Genomic DNA, 15,698 nt, shown 5'->3' with positions numbered 1-15,698 from the left:
GCGGCTCTGTCGGTTTATATCTTGGCGCCATAGACCGTCTTGCCGTCGATCTGCCGCTTCTGGAAGAATTCGGCGATCTGCTTCAGCTGGTCGAAGGTGGTCGGCGGGGCAAGGTCCCAGCCATACTTTTCCTTGAATTCCTTCTGCAGCTCGGGCTTGGAGAACCAGTCCTTGCGATAGGTCCAGCCGACGACGTCGCCCATGGCCGGCAGCGCCCAGTAGTTCGGCGTGTTCTTCGGCCATTCGGAATAGCCGACCACGGTTGCCGGCACGAAATCGTCCATGCTGATCTTCTCCTCGTCGAAGAAGTCGTTCAGCTTGACGTAATGGCCGTTCTCGGCGGCGCCGCCGATCCACTGGCTGTCGCCGATGATCAGGTCGCAGAGCTTGCCATGCGAGTTGAGCTCGTTGAGGAAGCGGTCGGCGTAATTGGTCCACGGCACGAACTCGAACTTCATGCCGATGCCGGTTTCCTTGGTGAAGTCCTTGGACAGTTCCACGAGCGCGTTGGCCGGATCCCAGGCCGCCCAGCACAGCGTCAGGTCTTCCGCATGCGCGACGTTCGAGACGGCTGTCGACGCAAAGATCGCCGAGGCCAGTCCCAACGCCAGTTTCAAGGTCGATTTCATGCCTTACCTCCCATTTGCGAAACGCGTCCGGATGACGGTTTCAAGAGCCCCTCAACCCTCGCTCCTCCGAGGGCCTGAACACGGCGCGCTATGCGTCGCTATGGTGCGCGATGCGCCGCCGATGTTTAGTAATTTGTTTAGTGATGCCATTTTTACTAAACAACGCAAGCGAATTCGTTGCTGCGCCGCAGCATGGCGAAACGGGTGATTGAAATCGTTGGGAAATGGTCGCCGGACGCTGCACCCGCCGCGGTCAGCCGGCCCGGTCGGCGGGGCCAGGGCTTGCCGTTACCGGCCGGATCGGCGGCGCCGGCGGTAAGAGCGCGCGTATATCCGCGAAGGGGAAAGTCGGCTCGAAGCGGAAGGCTTCGGCGAACGCGCCGGAGGCGCCATTGCACTGGCCGGCGCGAAACTCGTTCTGGAGGCGTGCCCTGTGTACATAGTGCTCCGGACCTTGCGACTGGTGCGCGCGAATCGCTTTCGCCTTGATCTCCCAGTGATGCGAGATCTCGACATAATGCGTCGGCGAAAAGCCGGTGCCGCCGAGCGTATCGGCATGCAGCACAGGGACGGCGAAGGATGCGGCCATGCGCACGCCATCGGACAGGGCGCGATGGTCGCCGTGATAGTCGTAGGGCGCATGGGTGATCGCGAGGTCGGGTTTCACCTCGCCGATCAGCGCCTTCAGCACCGAAATCAACGCTGCATCGGCAATGAGCGCGCCGTCGGGAAAGTCGAGGAAACGCGGATCGACGCCGAGCAGCCCCGCCGCCTTGGCCGCTTCCTCGCGCCGCAGGCGGGCAAGCGCCTTCGGGTCGCCCTTGCCGCCCTTGGCACCATCGGTGGCTATCGCAAAAGTCAGCTCTGCGCCTTGCGCCGCATAGGCGGCCAGCGTACCGAACATGAATATCTCGATGTCGTCGGGATGTGCCCCCAGCGCCAATATCTTCACGTCTTCTCTCCCGGAAATGGTATGCCGAACGGAATCCTGCTCGCCCTGATCGCCTATGCAAGCTATTCGTTCAGCGACGGGGTCATCAAGAGCCTGGGCGGGCAGTTCACCGTCTTCGAGATCGGCTTCTTCTCGACCTTGTTTGCCGGCTGCTTTCTGTTCTTCACCAAGCCCAATGACGAACGCTGGCGCGATTTCTGGCGCACCAAGAGGCCGTGGGCGGTGCAGGCGCGCGCCTTGGCGGGCATCGCGTCGGGTGTGCTCAGCGTTTATTCCTTCACCACCATTCCGCTGGCGGAAGTCTACGCGCTGATCTTCCTGGCGCCGCTGCTGGTCACCATCCTGTCGACGGTCATCCTGAAGGAAAAGGTCGGTCCCTGGCGGTGGCTGGCCGTGGTCGCCGGCTTCGTCGGCGTCATGCTGGTGGTGCGGCCGGGCTTTCGCGAATTGCATCTCGGCCATCTCGCCGCCTTCGCCAACGCCTTCCTCGCCGCCACCAGCGTCGTCCTGATGCGCTCGCTCGCCCAGCAGGAAAAGCGCACGACCATCCTCGGCGCGCTGGTCGGCTATGGCCTTGTCTTCAACGGCGTCGGCGCGGCCGCGACGTCGTTCTCGCTCCCCAATCTCGGGCAATTGGTCTGGCTGATGCTGGCCGGTGTCTTCACCGCCGGCGGACAACTGCTGCAGCTGCTTGCGGTCAAATACGCGCCCGCGAACCGCATCGCGCCGACGCATTACTCGCAGATCGTCTGGGCGGTCATCCTCGGCGCGCTGTTCTTCCAGGAATATCCCGACTGGCTGTCATTGGTCGGCCTGGCGGTGGTCGGCGCCTCCGGCCTTCTGACGATGGTGCGCGAAGAGGTGATGCTCGGCACCGTGCGCTGGAACCCGTTTTCGCGCACCAGGCTTTGACCGCGCACCGGTCTGGCAAGTTGCATGGCGACCGCGACCGCTGATATGCGGGCCAGATGACGACGAAACCCCTGCCGGAGCTTCCGGTCACTGCCGTGCTGCCGGCGCTCGGCGAAGCGCTCTCGCAGCGCAGCAGCGCCGTGCTGGTGGCGCCGCCCGGCGCCGGCAAGACGACGCTGGTGCCGCTGGCGTTGCTCGACGCGCCCTGGCTGGGCAAGGGCCGGATCGTGCTGCTCGAACCGCGCCGGCTGGCCGCCCGCGCCGCTGCCCGCCGCATGGCCGAGCTGCTCGGCGAGGAACCCGGCGGCACGGTCGGCTATGCCATGCGCATGGAGAACCGCACGTCGGCGCGGACAAAAATCCTGGTCGTCACCGAAGGCGTGCTCTCCCGCATGATTCTCGACGACCCGGAACTGCCCGGCGTTTCGGCGGTGATCTTCGACGAATTCCATGAGCGCTCGCTCGACGGCGATTTCGGCCTGGCGCTGGCGCTCGACGTGCAGGGCGCGCTGCGGCCTGACCTGCGTCTGCTAGTCATGTCGGCGACGCTCGACGGCGCCCGCGTCTCGAGGCTTCTGGCGCAGGCACCGGTGATCGAAAGCGAGGGCCGCGCTTATCCGGTCGAGGTCCGCTACGACGAACGGCCGGCCGGCCTGGCGATCGAGGACGCCATGGCCAAGGCCGTGCGCGCGGCCCTGGCCGGCGAGCAGGGCAGCGTGCTCGCCTTCCTGCCCGGACAGCGCGAGATCGAGCGCACCGCCGAGCGGCTTCAGGGCAATGTCGCCGCCGACACCGACATCGTTCCGCTCTACGGCCAGCTCGACAACCGGGCGCAGGATCAGGCGATCAGACCGGCGCCGGCCGGCCGCCGCAAGGTGGTGCTGGCGACCTCGATCGCCGAGACCTCGATCACCATCGACGGCGTGCGTGTCGTCATCGATTCCGGCCTGTCGCGCCTGCCGCGCTACGAGCCGGCGAGCGGCCTGACCAGGCTTGAGACGGTGCGCGTCAGCAAGGCTTCGGCCGATCAGCGCGCCGGCCGCGCCGGCCGCACTCAAGCCGGCGTGGCGGTTCGCCTGTGGCGGGCCGAGCAGACCGCGTCGCTTCCCGCCTTCACGCCGCCGGAAATCCTCGAGGCCGATCTGTCCGGACTGCTGCTCGACTGCGCCGCCTTCGGCGTCGCCGATCCGTCGAGCCTCGCCTTTCTCGATCCGCCGCCGGCGCCGGCGCTCAACGAAGCGAGGGCGCTGCTTGGCGCGCTGCATGCGATTGACGAGGCGGGACGGCTGACGCAAGCGGGCGCGGCGATGCGCAGGCTGGCGCTGCCGGTGCGGCTGGCGCACATGGTCGCCGAAGCGGCAAGCACTGGTCAGGCCCTGGAAGCAGCGATGCTTGCCGTGCTCGTCACCGAGCGCGGGCTGGGCGGCGACAGCGCCGACCTCGAACGCCGCCTGATCCGCTTTCGCGGCGAGAAATCGCCTCGCGCCAACGTCGCCAGGCAGCTCGCCGAGCGTTTGGCCAGACAGGCCGGCGGCGGGCAGGGCGGCGAGGCGGTCTCCGCCGGCTCGCTCCTCATCCATGCCTGGCCGGATCGGGTGGCGAGGGCCCGCGGCGAGCGCGGCCGCTTCGTGCTCGCCAACGGCTCGGGCGCCATGGTCGAAGCAGCCGATCCGCTCGCCAATGAGACCTGGCTGGTGGTCGCCGACCTGCAGGGCAAGGCGCAGAACGCCCGCATCACCGCCGCCGCGCCGGTCGGCGAAGCCGATATCCGCGCCGCTCTTGCCGATCGCATCCAGACGAAGCGCGAGACGACCTTCGACCGCGAGCGCCGCGCCGTGCGGGTGCGCGAGACCGCGCGGCTCGGCGCCATCACGTTGTCCGAGCGCATGCTGCCGGCGCCGTCGGGCGCCGATGCCGATCAGGCTATCCTCGACGCCTTACGGGAGCACGGCCTGTCGCTGCTCGATTGGGGCAAGGATGCCGAGACGTTGCGGCAGCGGCTCGGCTGGCTGCATCGCGGCCTTGGAGCGCCCTGGCCCGACGTTTCGGATGAAGCGCTGGTCGAGGGCATCGACGACTGGCTCCTGCCGTTTCTCGCCGGCGACGCCTCTTTCGCGGCCATCAAGCCGGCGACTTTGTCGTCGGCACTCATGGCCTTGGTCCCGCACGACCTGCAGCGCAAGGTCGACGCGCTGGCGCCGACCCATTTCGACGCGCCGTCGGGTAGTCACGTGCCGATCCGCTACGACGGCGAATGGCCGGTGCTTGCGGTCCGCGTGCAGGAGCTGTTCGGCCTCGACCGTCATCCGGCGATCGCGGGCGGCACCGTGCCGCTGACGCTGGAGCTTCTCTCGCCGGCGCACCGCCCCATCCAGACGACGCGCGACCTCCCTGGCTTCTGGCGCGGCTCCTGGGCGGATGTGCGCGCCGACATGCGCGGTCGCTACCCCAAGCATGTCTGGCCGGAAAATCCGCTGCTGGCCGCCGCCACCAGCCGTGCCAAGCCGCGCGGAACGTAGGCTTGCACAGAAGCTTGGTGGGCCTCGCTGGCGAGCGGTATACGTTGGTGATTGGCGCAAACGCCCATCACTTCGTCATCCACGGGCGGAGCAAGGAGCGAAGCGACGCGCGCAGACCCGAGGATCCATTCCGCGACGTCGACGCGTTGCCACGGTTCAGAATTCCCTCCGCTGCTCTCTACGATCGAGGTAACGGAATGGATCTTCGGGTCTGCGCTCCGCTTCGCGTCGCTCCGCCCGTGGATGACGAAATCGCGAGGCCGGCCAATCCCGAAGGTTCATGATGGTGAGCCGAGACGAACGATGAAACACCGGCTGCCAATCGCTCAAGTCGCCTTTACAGCGCTACTAGCGCTTACCCTCCCGCGGTTATAATCGTAAGTCGATGATCAACATCCTGCGCGCGCCCGATTCCCAGCAAAGCCAGCGGCTGCGGCTCAACACGCTGATCCGCCTGCGCTGGCTGGCCATCGTCGGCCAGAGCCTGACCGTGCTGGTCGTCGCCTATGGCCTAAAATTCCCGCTGCCGGTGTCGATGTGCTTCGCGCTGATCGCCTGCTCGGCCTGGATGAATCTGTGGCTCACCTTCCGCTATCCGGCGGCGCACCGCCTGACCCCGCTTTCGGCCTTCGCGATTCTCACCTTCGACGGCATCCAGCTCACCGGCCTGCTCTACATGACCGGCGGCCTGACCAACCCGTTTTGCGTGCTGCTTTCGGTCCCGGTCGTCATCTCGGCCGCTTCGCTGCCGCTGCCCATGACCGCGGTGCTGGGCGCGCTGGTCATGATAGCCGCCACGTTGCTGGTGTTCTTCCACCTGCCACTGCCCTGGTATGAGGACGCGCCGCTGCCGATGCCGTTCATCTATGTCGCCGGCATGTGGATGGCGGTGTTCGCCTCGATCGCCTTCACCGCCATCTATGCCTTCCGCGTCGCGGCGGAGGCGCGCCTCCTCGCCAACGCCCTGGCCGCCACCGAACTGGTGCTGCAGCGCGAGCAGCATCTGTCGGCGCTGGACGGGCTGGCGGCGGCGGCCGCGCACGAACTCGGCACGCCCTTGGCGACCATCACCGTCGTCGCCAAGGAGATGGAGAAGGCACTCGGCAAGGACCCGAAATACGGCGAGGACGTGAAGCTCCTGCGCTCGCAAAGCGAGCGTTGCCGCGAGATCCTGAAGCGGCTGACCAGCCTTTCCTCGGAAGGCGAAGCGCATCTGTCGCGCATGCCGCTCACCTCGCTGGTCGAGGAGGTGACGGCGCCGCATCGCGATTTCGGCATCTCGATCCGGCTGCGGCCCGGCGAGTGTATCGGCCCCGAGCCCGTCGGCCAGCGCAGCCCCGGCGTCATCTATGGGCTCGGCAACCTGGTCGAGAATGCCGTCGATTTCGCCCGCAAGTCGGTCACCGTCAGCTGGAGTTGGGACAATGACAAGGTCATCTTCTCGATCACCGATGACGGGCCGGGCTTTCCGGCCGAGATCATCGACCGCATCGGCGAGCCCTATATGTCGACGCGCCAGGGCACGGAGGCCGGCGGCGGCCTGGGGCTAGGGCTGTTCATCGCCAAGACCTTGCTGGAACGATCGGGCGCCACCATCGATTTCCGCAATTCGAGCGGGCTTGGCGAAGGCGCGGTGGTGCAGATCGCATGGCCGCGCGGCGTCTTCCTCAACCAGGACCAGGCGTCGGCCACCATGTTCGACAATGCCTAAAGCAATTCCAGGAAAAGTGCGCAGCGGTTGGGCTCGGCGACTTCGCCGTAGTTTTCCGTCCGGAATTGCGAAACGGTGAAAAGCCCTGCAATTACTGCATGGCAGCTCTGTTGCCGGCTGTAAAAATTGGACATTGCCCTTGCGGGACTGTATCTGCGTAAAAGTAAGGCATGCCGCCCAAAACCGTGCAGCTTTTTTGGCAAACGGCGTGCCTGGAAACAAGGACTTAAGGCGCATTCGCTAGAATTCGTTTCGGGGCGAGGTGGTTCAAGTCAGTAGGATGCCGATAAGATGAGCGGAGACGAAACGACTGTTGCAATGGTGGAGGGCGAGGATACCTCGCTGCTCATCGTCGAGGACGACAAGCCGTTCCTCACTCGGCTCGCCCGGGCTATGGAGACCCGGGGCTTCGTGGTCGAGACGGCGGAGAGCGTGGAGGAGGCGGTCGCCAAGGCGCGCGCCCATCCGCCGGCCTATGCGGTGGTCGACATGCGGCTCGGCGACGGCAATGGCCTCGATGTCGTTGCCGCCATTCGCGAGAGACGCGACGACGCCCGCGCCATCATCTTGACGGGCTACGGCAACATCGCCACCGCGGTGACAGCGGTGAAGCTCGGCGCCATCGACTACCTCTCCAAGCCCGCCGATGCCGACGACGTCTTCGCCGCGCTTACCCGTACCTCAGGCGAGCGCGCGGCGCCGCCGGAAAACCCGATGTCGGCCGACCGCGTGCGCTGGGAGCACATCCAGCGGGTCTACGAAATGTGCGATCGCAACGTGTCCGAGACGGCGCGCCGGCTGAACATGCATCGGCGCACCCTGCAGCGTATCCTCGCGAAGCGGGCTCCGCGCTAGGCAAGCATCGTCATCCACGGGCGAAGCGGACGCGGAGACCCGAGGATCCATGCCGTGACCTTGGCCGGAGGATGCAGTGGAGCAGAATTCTGCGCCGTCGGCACCGCTCCGATGTAACGGAATGGATCCTCGGGTCTGCGCTGCGTCGCTTCGCTCCTTGCTTCGCCCGTGGATGACGAAGAGACGGACGTTTCGGCCAATTTTCGAAGCATCGGCTGCGGTGTCGCCCGTAAGCCTTGCATCTCCACTGACGTTGCGCATCATTGGACCACAGATTCCGGCCAACAGGCTAGGTTAGCGAGGCACCATGCAAGACGAACGGCCGAAATCGATCCTGCGTGAATTCCTCGACGGCGAGGCCGCTGGCGGCATCATCCTGATGGCGGCTGCAGCCCTTGCGCTGATCGTCGCCAACTCGCCTTTGGCCACAACCTATTTCACCGTCCTGCACGCCTATCTCGGACCGCTCAGCGTCTCGCATTGGATCAATGACGGGCTGATGGCGGTGTTCTTCCTGCTGGTCGGGCTGGAGATCAAGCGCGAGATGCTGGACGGTCAGCTCTCGACCTGGCCGCGCCGGGTGCTGCCCGGCATCGCCGCCGCCGGCGGCATGCTGGTTCCGGCGCTGGTCTACGTCGCCGTCAATCGCGACAATCCGGCCGCGCTTTCCGGCTGGGCGATCCCGACCGCCACCGACATCGCCTTCGCGCTCGGCGTGCTTTCACTGCTCGGCAGCCGGGTGCCCGCCTCGCTGAAGGTCTTCCTCACCGCTCTCGCCATCATCGACGATCTCGGCGCCGTCATCATCATCGCGCTGTTCTACACCAGCGGCCTGTCGCTCGCCTACCTGGCCGCCGCCTTCGTCGTCATCGCCTTGCTGGTCGTGCTCAACCGCATGCGGGCCATGAAGCTCTGGCCGTATCTGCTGCTCGGCGCGCTGCTGTGGGTGCTGGTGCTGAAGTCGGGCGTTCACGCCACGCTTGCCGGCGTTGCGCTGGCGCTCACCATCCCGCTTGAGCGTTCTCCGGGCATCAGCCACGATCTCGAGCATTCGCCGCTGCACCGGCTGGAACACGGCCTGCACAAGCTGGTGCCCTTCCTCGTCATCCCGATCTTCGGTTTCGCCAATGCCGGCGTCTCGCTCGGCGGCCTGAGCTTTGCGGCCCTTGTCGAGCCATTGACGCTGGGCGTCGCCGCCGGCCTGGTTCTCGGCAAGCTGGTCGGCGTCTTCGGCTCCTCGGCGCTCGCGATCCGCTTCGGCCTCGCCGACCTGCCGGTCAATGCCGGCTGGCTGCATATGCTGGGGATTTCGCTGCTTTGCGGCATCGGCTTCACCATGAGCCTGTTCATCGGCCTGCTCGCCTTCGCCAGCGACCCGGCGCTGCAGGACGCGGTGAAGGTCGGCATCCTTGCTGGCTCGCTGATTGCCGCGCTGCTCGGCGCCGCCGTCCTGCTCATGGCGCCGGCGGGCAGCGGAGTGGAAGAAGAAGTGGAATAGGTCAGCTGCAACGCCTATTTCCTCTCCCGCCTAGTGCGGCGAGGAACAGGCGCTACTCGCTCTCGCCATCCAGCGCCGGCACCGCGACGCCGGCGAGCTCCGCCGCCAGCAGCCGCGCGGCGCCCGCGCGGGCAATCCGCAGCATCAGCGCCTTGCGCGTCGCAGCCGCCATGCGGTGCTCTGGTGCATCGCGCAGGATCTCCGCGCCGTAGCCGTCGGAGAGGATGAAGCCGCATTCCTCGGGGAAGATGTCCTGGGGAACGCCGGGATGGGTGGCGAAGAAGAAGCGGTCGGAATGCAGCCGGTAGTCCGGCCATTTGCGGTCGACCCTGAAATCCTCGATCGAGGATTTGATCTCGATGATCCAGATATCGCCCTGCCTGGTCAGCGCCACGAGATCGGCGCGCCGCCCGGTGGCCAGGGAAAGCTCCGGCAGCACATGCGCGCCCATTTCGGTGAGCAGCCGCTGCACGCCGCGCCGCACCAGCATGGCGCGCTCCGACTGGCGGCCGTCGATCAAAGGGTTGAGGGGAATCGGGGATACGATGGGCATGGATGGCACCATGCCAGATTTTGTTCACGGTTTGAACCCGTTTTCTATGGGCTATTATCCGGTTGACAAACCCTTGGATAAATCCGGCGGTGCTGATATGAATCGTGCGGTAAATCGGGAGGTATGGCGATGCAATACAAAACCGTCATGGCCGTCGACGCGACTGGCGGTCAGCACGAGATTGTATGGGCTACGCGTGGTGATTTTATGGACATGAATGCCGCTGAAGGTCTTGGGTACGAGAGTGCCGGAGGCCGCTACTTTCTAGGCCACATTGACGGTCCGGAATTGCATCGCGTTTCAGAGTCTGTCCTTGAGAACCATTCTACCGGAGAAACCTATTCGCTTGTAATCTGAGCCAAACGGAGGTTGTCACATGGTGATTAAGGTTGACCACAAACCAACCGCCGCAAAAGGCTTCAAAAGCGTGCCCCGCAGAAGATCGGTCGCTCAAGCCGTGGCGGAATATGAGCGTGGCACTGTCCACCTGTCATTTTGGACAGGTCAAGATGTTGGGCGCGGAGAATGGCAAGTTTCCATACGCGCGGTGGACTTTAAAGAAGTCGTGACCGCCATGATGCGAGCGAACCAACCGGCAGCGCTTCGGGCTTTCCGCGCTGCTTTGCAAAGTGCGGAAAGCGGCGCTACCCAGCCGTAGGGAGGGATGCAAATTGTTGACAGCCTGTGGATTAGCCGGCGCTACGGACTCCTTTCTTGAGTCGTGTCAAGCGCTTACTGTAGCTTTCCCCAGAGAATCCCTATATCCTGCCAGGAAGGCCGATTGTGGCCGCCTAGTGGAGTTCTGAAATGCGGGAGCGCACAATAAACATTGACGTTATCAGCCATGAGAAATCAGGGCTGTTGGTTGCTGTTAGCGACGAGCTTCCGGGGCTTTATGTGCACGGTGATACGTATGAGGAAATTCGTGCCCGCCTCCCCGATGCGATAAAGTCGCTAGTAGAAGCATCAGAGAAAACTCAGGTCGAAGTTCAAGAAGTTGACGACTCCGATATTGAGCGAGTAGGTTTCCAGTCGCAAAGAAAGAGATTCATTTACTCTGCGGCTGCCTGATTGACGAACGACGATTTCAAAGAGTGCATAAGAGCGTTTGGTCTGACCCCGCGCCGTGCCGCCTATGAAGGCGGCACACTGCATGAAGATCGGGACGGCATGTTTCACACCATCCCAAATCCAGACACTATGACGCCAGACCAGCGCCGGGCCTTCATAAACCTACTGCGCATTCGGATGGGCCTTACCGACCATTAGTCTTTGGTCTTGCGCCCAACTAGCTTCTTTATCTGTTCTTGGGTCAGCTTCGGCGCATGAGCGATCTTGTTGACGGAAGCCTCAAAGGCTTCGTCGGATTGGTCGGTTTTCAGCTCGCGCGCCGCTTCCTCGAACTTCTCTCGTTGGGTTTTCTTCGGTTTCATCAAACAAGATTCTTTGATTTCTCGTCCAAGTCCTCTTCGTACACCAGATCAAAGCTGTTTTCGAGAATTTGCAGCCATAGCTTCCGCTTCGCCTTAGACCACGCCGCGCCAGATGGCGGCAGCCTATCGATGAGTCCTCGAATAATAGGGTCGATATCCGGCGGCTCGTATCCGCCCCCGCCACGCCCCTTACGGCTGCGCTCTTCAACGGTTGGGGTGGATTGTGGGATGTCCCTTAGTTCCCCGGTGGCTTGGGTTTGCGCACCCTCCATGCGCGGACGAACCAAACGGTCCTTACCGCTATCAAAGAACCCCGCATATTGAGCGGAACGTTCAAAAGCCTGTCGAGCGCGGTCCGTCTGCTTGCGAGGAACGCCCATCGTCTCCATTTCGCGTTCTAGGGCCTTGGCCGGCGGCAGGTTGTGGCCGCGAAACTTCTCGTAAATTTGCTGGTACAGGGGAACGCTCAAAAACGCATCAACCTTGGCTGAGTGCTCGGTTTCAGACGCCACGGCACGTTTCCCGATCTCGCTTAGCCGAAACGCGCTTCGCCCATCCTTATCGACAAGGGCAAACGTCTTTGCTGCCCCCGTTTTCATGCGAAACGCGCCGCTAAGTGTTTGCCCCATTTGCGCGGCCAATTCGTCTTGGTCGCAGGAGCCGAACGCACATCGTTCATAGATCGCTCGCGCAACTTCCATTGCCCCCTCCAGGGAGACATATGGGAAATCGATTGTCGAACGTTCCCGCTTGGACGCCTCGCTATCTGCCCCCTTGGCAGCATTAACCGCCGCGTCAAAATCAACTTTCTCGCCTACCATGAAGACACCTCGCGCCTTTCTAATAGGCGGTACACTACAGGAACATTACTCCTAACGCAAGGTGAGCGCATAGCGAACGCGCAAAACGAAAAGGCGCGTATTGTGAATTCGAGATTTTTTCGTTATACAGATTCGTGGCGGCCCTTGGCGCTGCCCAAGATGAAAGAGGACGACGATGATAAGACCTGCATAGCCCCTCACGCTCTGGCCATCGGCGCCGGAGGGGCAGGAGAAAACGAAAAGGCCGCAAACCCGGCTTCAACGGGAATGCGGCCCAGATGACCAGCAACCGGAAGAGGCGGTAGGCCTCGCGATCACTAGCGTTCACACCCTAGATTCGCATCTCTGCCGCCTCTTTTCAAGGCCCACCCCCTCGAAGAGGTGAAGATATGGTTTGGGTGAACCCCTACCTGCGCTTCCGCTTTGGCCGCACCGAATCGGTATGCGGCCATTATCGCAGCCGATAAGACCAGCGAAAGCGGCGTAGCCGCCTAGCCGTCCGATCAACCTGACTGCCGGGGATCTAGGTCCCCGGCTTTTTCATGCGCCGCTTCTCATACCGCCAGAACGGCAGTTCGAGCTGTACCGGCTTTCGGAAATGATCCTGCTTATCCTTAAGCAGGTCTATGATAGGTGAGGCGCTTGCCGGCAGCACCCTTCAAGGCGATGAAAGCGCGGGTGCCGTCATCGACGCCAAGCGCGATGCGGTTCGAATAGCGGAAATCGAACTCTACCAGATAGCGATGCAGATGGTGTTCGGCGCAATGCTGGTAAACGCCTTTCATGCCGCGCTTGAAGATCGAATAGAAGCCTTCGACGGTATTGGTGTGGACGGTCTTTTCCCCTTCGTAGCGAACGTACTCTTCCTTGGAATGCACAACGGTATCGTGGGACGCGAACTCGCCGCTGAGATAGCGGTAGCCGCCCCATTCGTCAGTCATCATCGCGGTTTCCTTGGCGATATTGGCGCGGACGATCGGCATGACAGTCTTCACCTTGGCGCTATCGATATGGAATGAGCGGGCGATGCCGCCGCGCTCTACCAGGGTCATGACAGTGTTCTTATGGCTACCGCCGCCAGCGCGCACCGGCTGACCTTTCAAGCGACCGATGTAGGTTTCGTCGGCTTCAACAATCTTGCCGGCGCCGCCCATCGGCGTAAGCGAGCCGGACGCCATTGCGAGGCGAATGCGATGGCACAGGAACCAAGCGGCCTCATAGGTGCATTCGAGTATGCGGTGCATCTGGTGAGCGCTAATACCCTTCTTTGAGGCGCACATAAGGTGGATAGCCTGTAGCCACTTGGTGAGCGGCAAATGGCTTTCCTCGAAAATGGTGCCCATGCGCACGGTGAACTGCGAACGGCAAGCGCTGCACTTGTACAGGCCGTGACGCTCGACACCGTTCGGGTTCTTTTTGGAAGGCTTGGTGCGAACGCCCTTCAAGGCGTAGTGGCGATCAACGCTACCGCACTTAGGGCAAACAGGACCGTTCGGCCACAATATGGATTCGACATGCTCGAAAGCCTTGGCTTCGTCATGGAATTCGGGGCGAGACAAAACGGACATAGCGATAACTCCTTGGAATCGTTATCGCAGTTCCATGTGGGTTTGTCAACCATATAATCGCCTTTCTATGGGCTTCGCTGCACTTATTGCGAGTCGCCCGCCCGGAATTCGTCCGCCAGAAGCCTGGCTAGGTGGTCGCGGCTCAGGCTCAGTGTCTCTTTCAGGAACCACAGGAAGTTGCGCGGGCCGTCTGTCGGCAAGCCGCTTTCCTCGGCCTGGGTGATGGCCGCGCTCTGTCGCTCGATCCGCTGTTCAATCTCGCGGATATGCTGCTCGACCCGTTCGATGTCTTCCTGCATGCCCATGGCCCAGCAATCTCATTGTGCGGTTGTCAAAATAGCACCAAACCGGAAATGGTCGGAGTTCAAAGCCAAGTGGGAGGCTCAAGAAAAGATTAGTTCTTGCTAATCAAATCCCCTGGCAGCAATCTCACCGTGGAGAAATTCCCCATGACCCGCGATCAGATGCTCGCCCACCTCCGGTCCGCTGACGCCGTCGCGCGCGAGGCGGCGGCGCATGGGCATCATCCGTTCGGTTGCGTGCTTGTCGGGCCGGACGTTCGTGTCTTGATGCGGCAGGGCAATCTCGACACGGTGCGCCATGCCGAGACGGAGCTCGCCCGCCGCGCCGCGGCGGCCTATGAGCCGGAGTTCCTGTGGCAATGCACGCTGGTCTCGACCGGCGAACCCTGCGCGATGTGCGCCGGCACGATGTATTGGGCGAATATCGGGCGGCTGGTCTACGGCTTCGAGGAGACCGATCTCCTGGCGCTCACCGGCGATCACGCGGAGAATCCGACGATGAACCTCGCCTCGCGCACCGTATTCGCCGCCGGCCAGAAGAAGATCGAGGTCTTCGGCCCGTTCCCCGAAATCGCGGACGAGTTGCTCGCCCCGCACCGCGATTTCTGGAAGCGCTGACAGGCCTCGGACCTCAGGCCGCTCCCGCCATGTCATCCAGGATCGGGCAGTCCGGCCGCTCATCGCCGTGGCAGGCGTGGATCAGCTTCTGCAGCGTCCCGCGCATCGACTGCAATTCGCGCAGCTTCTCCTCGATCGCCCTGACATGGGCGGCGGCGATCTCGCGCACGTCGTGGCTGGCGCGGCCGCGGTCCTGATAGAGCGCCATCAGCTGCCTGCAATCGTCGATTGAGAAGCCGAGATTGCGCGCACGGCGCAGGAAGGCCAGCCGGTGGATATCGTCGCCGGAGTAATCGCGATAGCCGTTCTCGGCCCGCGCCGGACGGATCAGGCCGATCTCCTCATAGTAGCGGATGGTCTTGGCCGGCAGGCCGGAACGCTCGGCGGCATCACCGACATTCATGGCGCTCTCCTCGAACCCAGGCGGCTCTATGAGCCGCCTCATTGATTTTGTTTCACAATCCTGTGAGGCCTGTTGCGGAAATGCCGCAGTTCGGCACTTACCCGCCTGCAAGGTCTTGCATATAGGCAGTGCGCGCTTGGCAAGCAAAAGAAATGCCAGCATGAATGATGACAACAAAGCGGCCGACTCGTGCCGCTGGCATCCAGGCGGGGCATCGGACCTTTTCATGCGCTTGAAGTCATTTGCAATCCTTGCCGCTCTTGCGTTGTCGACCGCGATCAGCGGGTGCAGCACCATCGGTGGGCAAATGTTCACCAACAACTATGGCGCGATGAGCGATGCAGGCTATCAGCTGCCGCGCATCCCGATCGAGAAGGTCCCCGCCAGGTACCGCCGCCAGGAAGTGCGGTACGACTCGCCGGAGAAGCCGGGCACCATCATCGTCGATACGCAGAACAAGTTCCTCTATTTCATCGAGGGCGACGGCATGGCGATGCGCTACGGCATCGGCGTCGGCCGCGAGGGTTTTGAATGGCACGGCACCGCCCATATCGCGCTGAAGCGCGAATGGCCGACCTGGACGCCGCCCTCGCAGATGATCAAGCGCCAGCCCGAGCTCGCCAAATTCGCCGGCGGCATGGAGCCGGGCCTGAAGAACCCGCTCGGCGCGCGCGCCATGTATCTCTTCAACAAGGGCGGCGACATGGGCTACCGCCTGCATGGTAGTCCGGAATGGTTCTCGATCGGCAAGGCGATGTCGTCGGGCTGCATCCGGCTGATGAACCAGGACATTATCGACCTCTACGACCGCACGTCGGTCGGCGCCAAGGTCATCGTGATGTGATCACGAAGGCCGAGGCCAAAAGCTTTCGCAAGCGGACCGTCTAGGCAACAACAAGACGTCCAAGAACAGAAAACCGGGCT

The 15,698-nt window shown here is 63.1% G+C and carries 17 protein-coding genes and 1 pseudogene; 10 read left to right on the top strand and 8 right to left on the bottom strand.

The genetic code is table 11. The features are described 5' to 3' along the window. Positions 1-17: 17 nt before the first annotated feature. Positions 18-629, bottom strand: a pseudogene (locus tag FJ414_RS26705) (ABC transporter substrate-binding protein); the annotation flags it as partial. A gap of 253 nt (positions 630-882) precedes the next feature. Next, a complete protein-coding gene (locus tag FJ414_RS26700) occupies positions 883-1,581 on the bottom strand; it encodes a PIG-L deacetylase family protein (protein WP_140647365.1) in 699 nt (232 codons plus the stop codon). A gap of 21 nt (positions 1,582-1,602) precedes the next feature. Between FJ414_RS26700 and FJ414_RS26695 the strand changes: the two genes are divergently transcribed. The 5 genes from FJ414_RS26695 (at position 1,603) to nhaA (ending at position 9,076) form a co-directional block, all read left to right on the top strand. Beyond that, positions 1,603-2,493, top strand: coding sequence for a DMT family transporter (locus tag FJ414_RS26695; protein ID WP_140647364.1), 891 nt, complete (start codon positions 1,603-1,605; stop codon positions 2,491-2,493). A 56-nt stretch (positions 2,494-2,549) separates the two neighbouring features. After that, positions 2,550-5,012 (top strand): ATP-dependent helicase HrpB, encoded by a 2,463-nt coding sequence (gene hrpB, locus FJ414_RS26690; protein WP_140647363.1) that lies wholly within the window; start codon positions 2,550-2,552, stop codon positions 5,010-5,012. Positions 5,013-5,397: 385 nt separating this feature from the next. Then, positions 5,398-6,723 (top strand): ActS/PrrB/RegB family redox-sensitive histidine kinase, encoded by a 1,326-nt coding sequence (locus tag FJ414_RS26685; protein WP_140647362.1) that lies wholly within the window; start codon positions 5,398-5,400, stop codon positions 6,721-6,723. Between the two features lie 291 nt (positions 6,724-7,014). Then, positions 7,015-7,578 carry an ActR/PrrA/RegA family redox response regulator transcription factor gene (locus tag FJ414_RS26680; RefSeq protein ID WP_140647361.1) on the top strand — a complete coding sequence of 188 codons (564 nt, stop codon included), beginning with the start codon at positions 7,015-7,017 and terminating at the stop codon, positions 7,576-7,578. A gap of 307 nt (positions 7,579-7,885) precedes the next feature. Further along, on the top strand, positions 7,886-9,076 hold the full coding sequence (nhaA, locus tag FJ414_RS26675; RefSeq protein ID WP_140647360.1) for a Na+/H+ antiporter NhaA: 1,191 nt from the start codon (positions 7,886-7,888) through the stop codon (positions 9,074-9,076). 52 nt (positions 9,077-9,128) lie between these two features. Here nhaA and FJ414_RS26670 read toward each other — a convergent pair whose 3' ends face one another. Beyond that, complete coding sequence (locus FJ414_RS26670; RefSeq protein ID WP_164772367.1) at positions 9,129-9,629, bottom strand: MmcB family DNA repair protein; 501 nt, start codon at positions 9,627-9,629, stop codon at positions 9,129-9,131. A 129-nt stretch (positions 9,630-9,758) separates the two neighbouring features. Between FJ414_RS26670 and FJ414_RS26665 the strand changes: the two genes are divergently transcribed. From FJ414_RS26665 to FJ414_RS26655, 3 genes are all read left to right on the top strand, one after another. Further along, a complete protein-coding gene (locus FJ414_RS26665; protein ID WP_140647358.1) occupies positions 9,759-9,986 on the top strand; it encodes a hypothetical protein in 228 nt (75 codons plus the stop codon). Between the two features lie 19 nt (positions 9,987-10,005). Beyond that, the gene (locus FJ414_RS26660) at positions 10,006-10,287 is read left to right on the top strand and encodes a hypothetical protein (RefSeq protein WP_140647357.1); all 282 of its coding nucleotides are present in this window, start codon (positions 10,006-10,008) and stop codon (positions 10,285-10,287) included. A gap of 149 nt (positions 10,288-10,436) precedes the next feature. Continuing rightward, complete coding sequence (locus FJ414_RS26655; RefSeq protein WP_140647356.1) at positions 10,437-10,700, top strand: DUF1902 domain-containing protein; 264 nt, start codon at positions 10,437-10,439, stop codon at positions 10,698-10,700. Between the two features lie 194 nt (positions 10,701-10,894). On the opposite strand, the gene FJ414_RS31595 is transcribed toward FJ414_RS26655, so the two are convergent. From FJ414_RS31595 to FJ414_RS26640, 4 genes are all read right to left on the bottom strand, one after another. Then, positions 10,895-11,062, bottom strand: a complete 168-nt coding sequence (locus tag FJ414_RS31595; protein ID WP_181181721.1) for a hypothetical protein — start codon at positions 11,060-11,062, stop codon at positions 10,895-10,897. Then, complete coding sequence (locus FJ414_RS26650; RefSeq protein ID WP_140647355.1) at positions 11,062-11,883, bottom strand: hypothetical protein; 822 nt, start codon at positions 11,881-11,883, stop codon at positions 11,062-11,064. The genes FJ414_RS31595 and FJ414_RS26650 overlap by 1 nt, the downstream gene beginning before the upstream one ends. A 614-nt stretch (positions 11,884-12,497) precedes the next feature. After that, a complete protein-coding gene (locus FJ414_RS26645; RefSeq protein ID WP_140647354.1) occupies positions 12,498-13,451 on the bottom strand; it encodes an IS1595 family transposase in 954 nt (317 codons plus the stop codon). An 83-nt stretch (positions 13,452-13,534) separates the two neighbouring features. Beyond that, entirely contained in the window at positions 13,535-13,756 is a 222-nt protein-coding gene (locus FJ414_RS26640) for a hypothetical protein (protein ID WP_140647353.1), read from the bottom strand. 144 nt (positions 13,757-13,900) lie between these two features. Here FJ414_RS26640 and FJ414_RS26635 point away from each other — a divergent pair, with 144 nt between their 5' ends. Then, a complete protein-coding gene (locus tag FJ414_RS26635) occupies positions 13,901-14,371 on the top strand; it encodes a nucleoside deaminase (protein WP_140647352.1) in 471 nt (156 codons plus the stop codon). A 13-nt stretch (positions 14,372-14,384) separates the two neighbouring features. Here FJ414_RS26635 and cueR read toward each other — a convergent pair whose 3' ends face one another. Beyond that, the gene (cueR, locus tag FJ414_RS26630) at positions 14,385-14,774 is read right to left on the bottom strand and encodes a Cu(I)-responsive transcriptional regulator (RefSeq protein WP_140647351.1); all 390 of its coding nucleotides are present in this window, start codon (positions 14,772-14,774) and stop codon (positions 14,385-14,387) included. 226 nt (positions 14,775-15,000) lie between these two features. Here cueR and FJ414_RS26625 point away from each other — a divergent pair, with 226 nt between their 5' ends. Then, positions 15,001-15,618, top strand: coding sequence for a L,D-transpeptidase (locus FJ414_RS26625; protein ID WP_140647350.1), 618 nt, complete (start codon positions 15,001-15,003; stop codon positions 15,616-15,618). Positions 15,619-15,698: the final 80 nt, after the last annotated feature.

It is taken from the genome of Mesorhizobium sp. B3-1-6, assembly GCF_006439555.1.
GTDB lineage: Bacteria > Pseudomonadota > Alphaproteobacteria > Rhizobiales > Rhizobiaceae > Mesorhizobium.
Note: the sequence above shows the minus strand (reverse complement) of the source record. Positions and strands in the feature narration are given on the sequence as shown.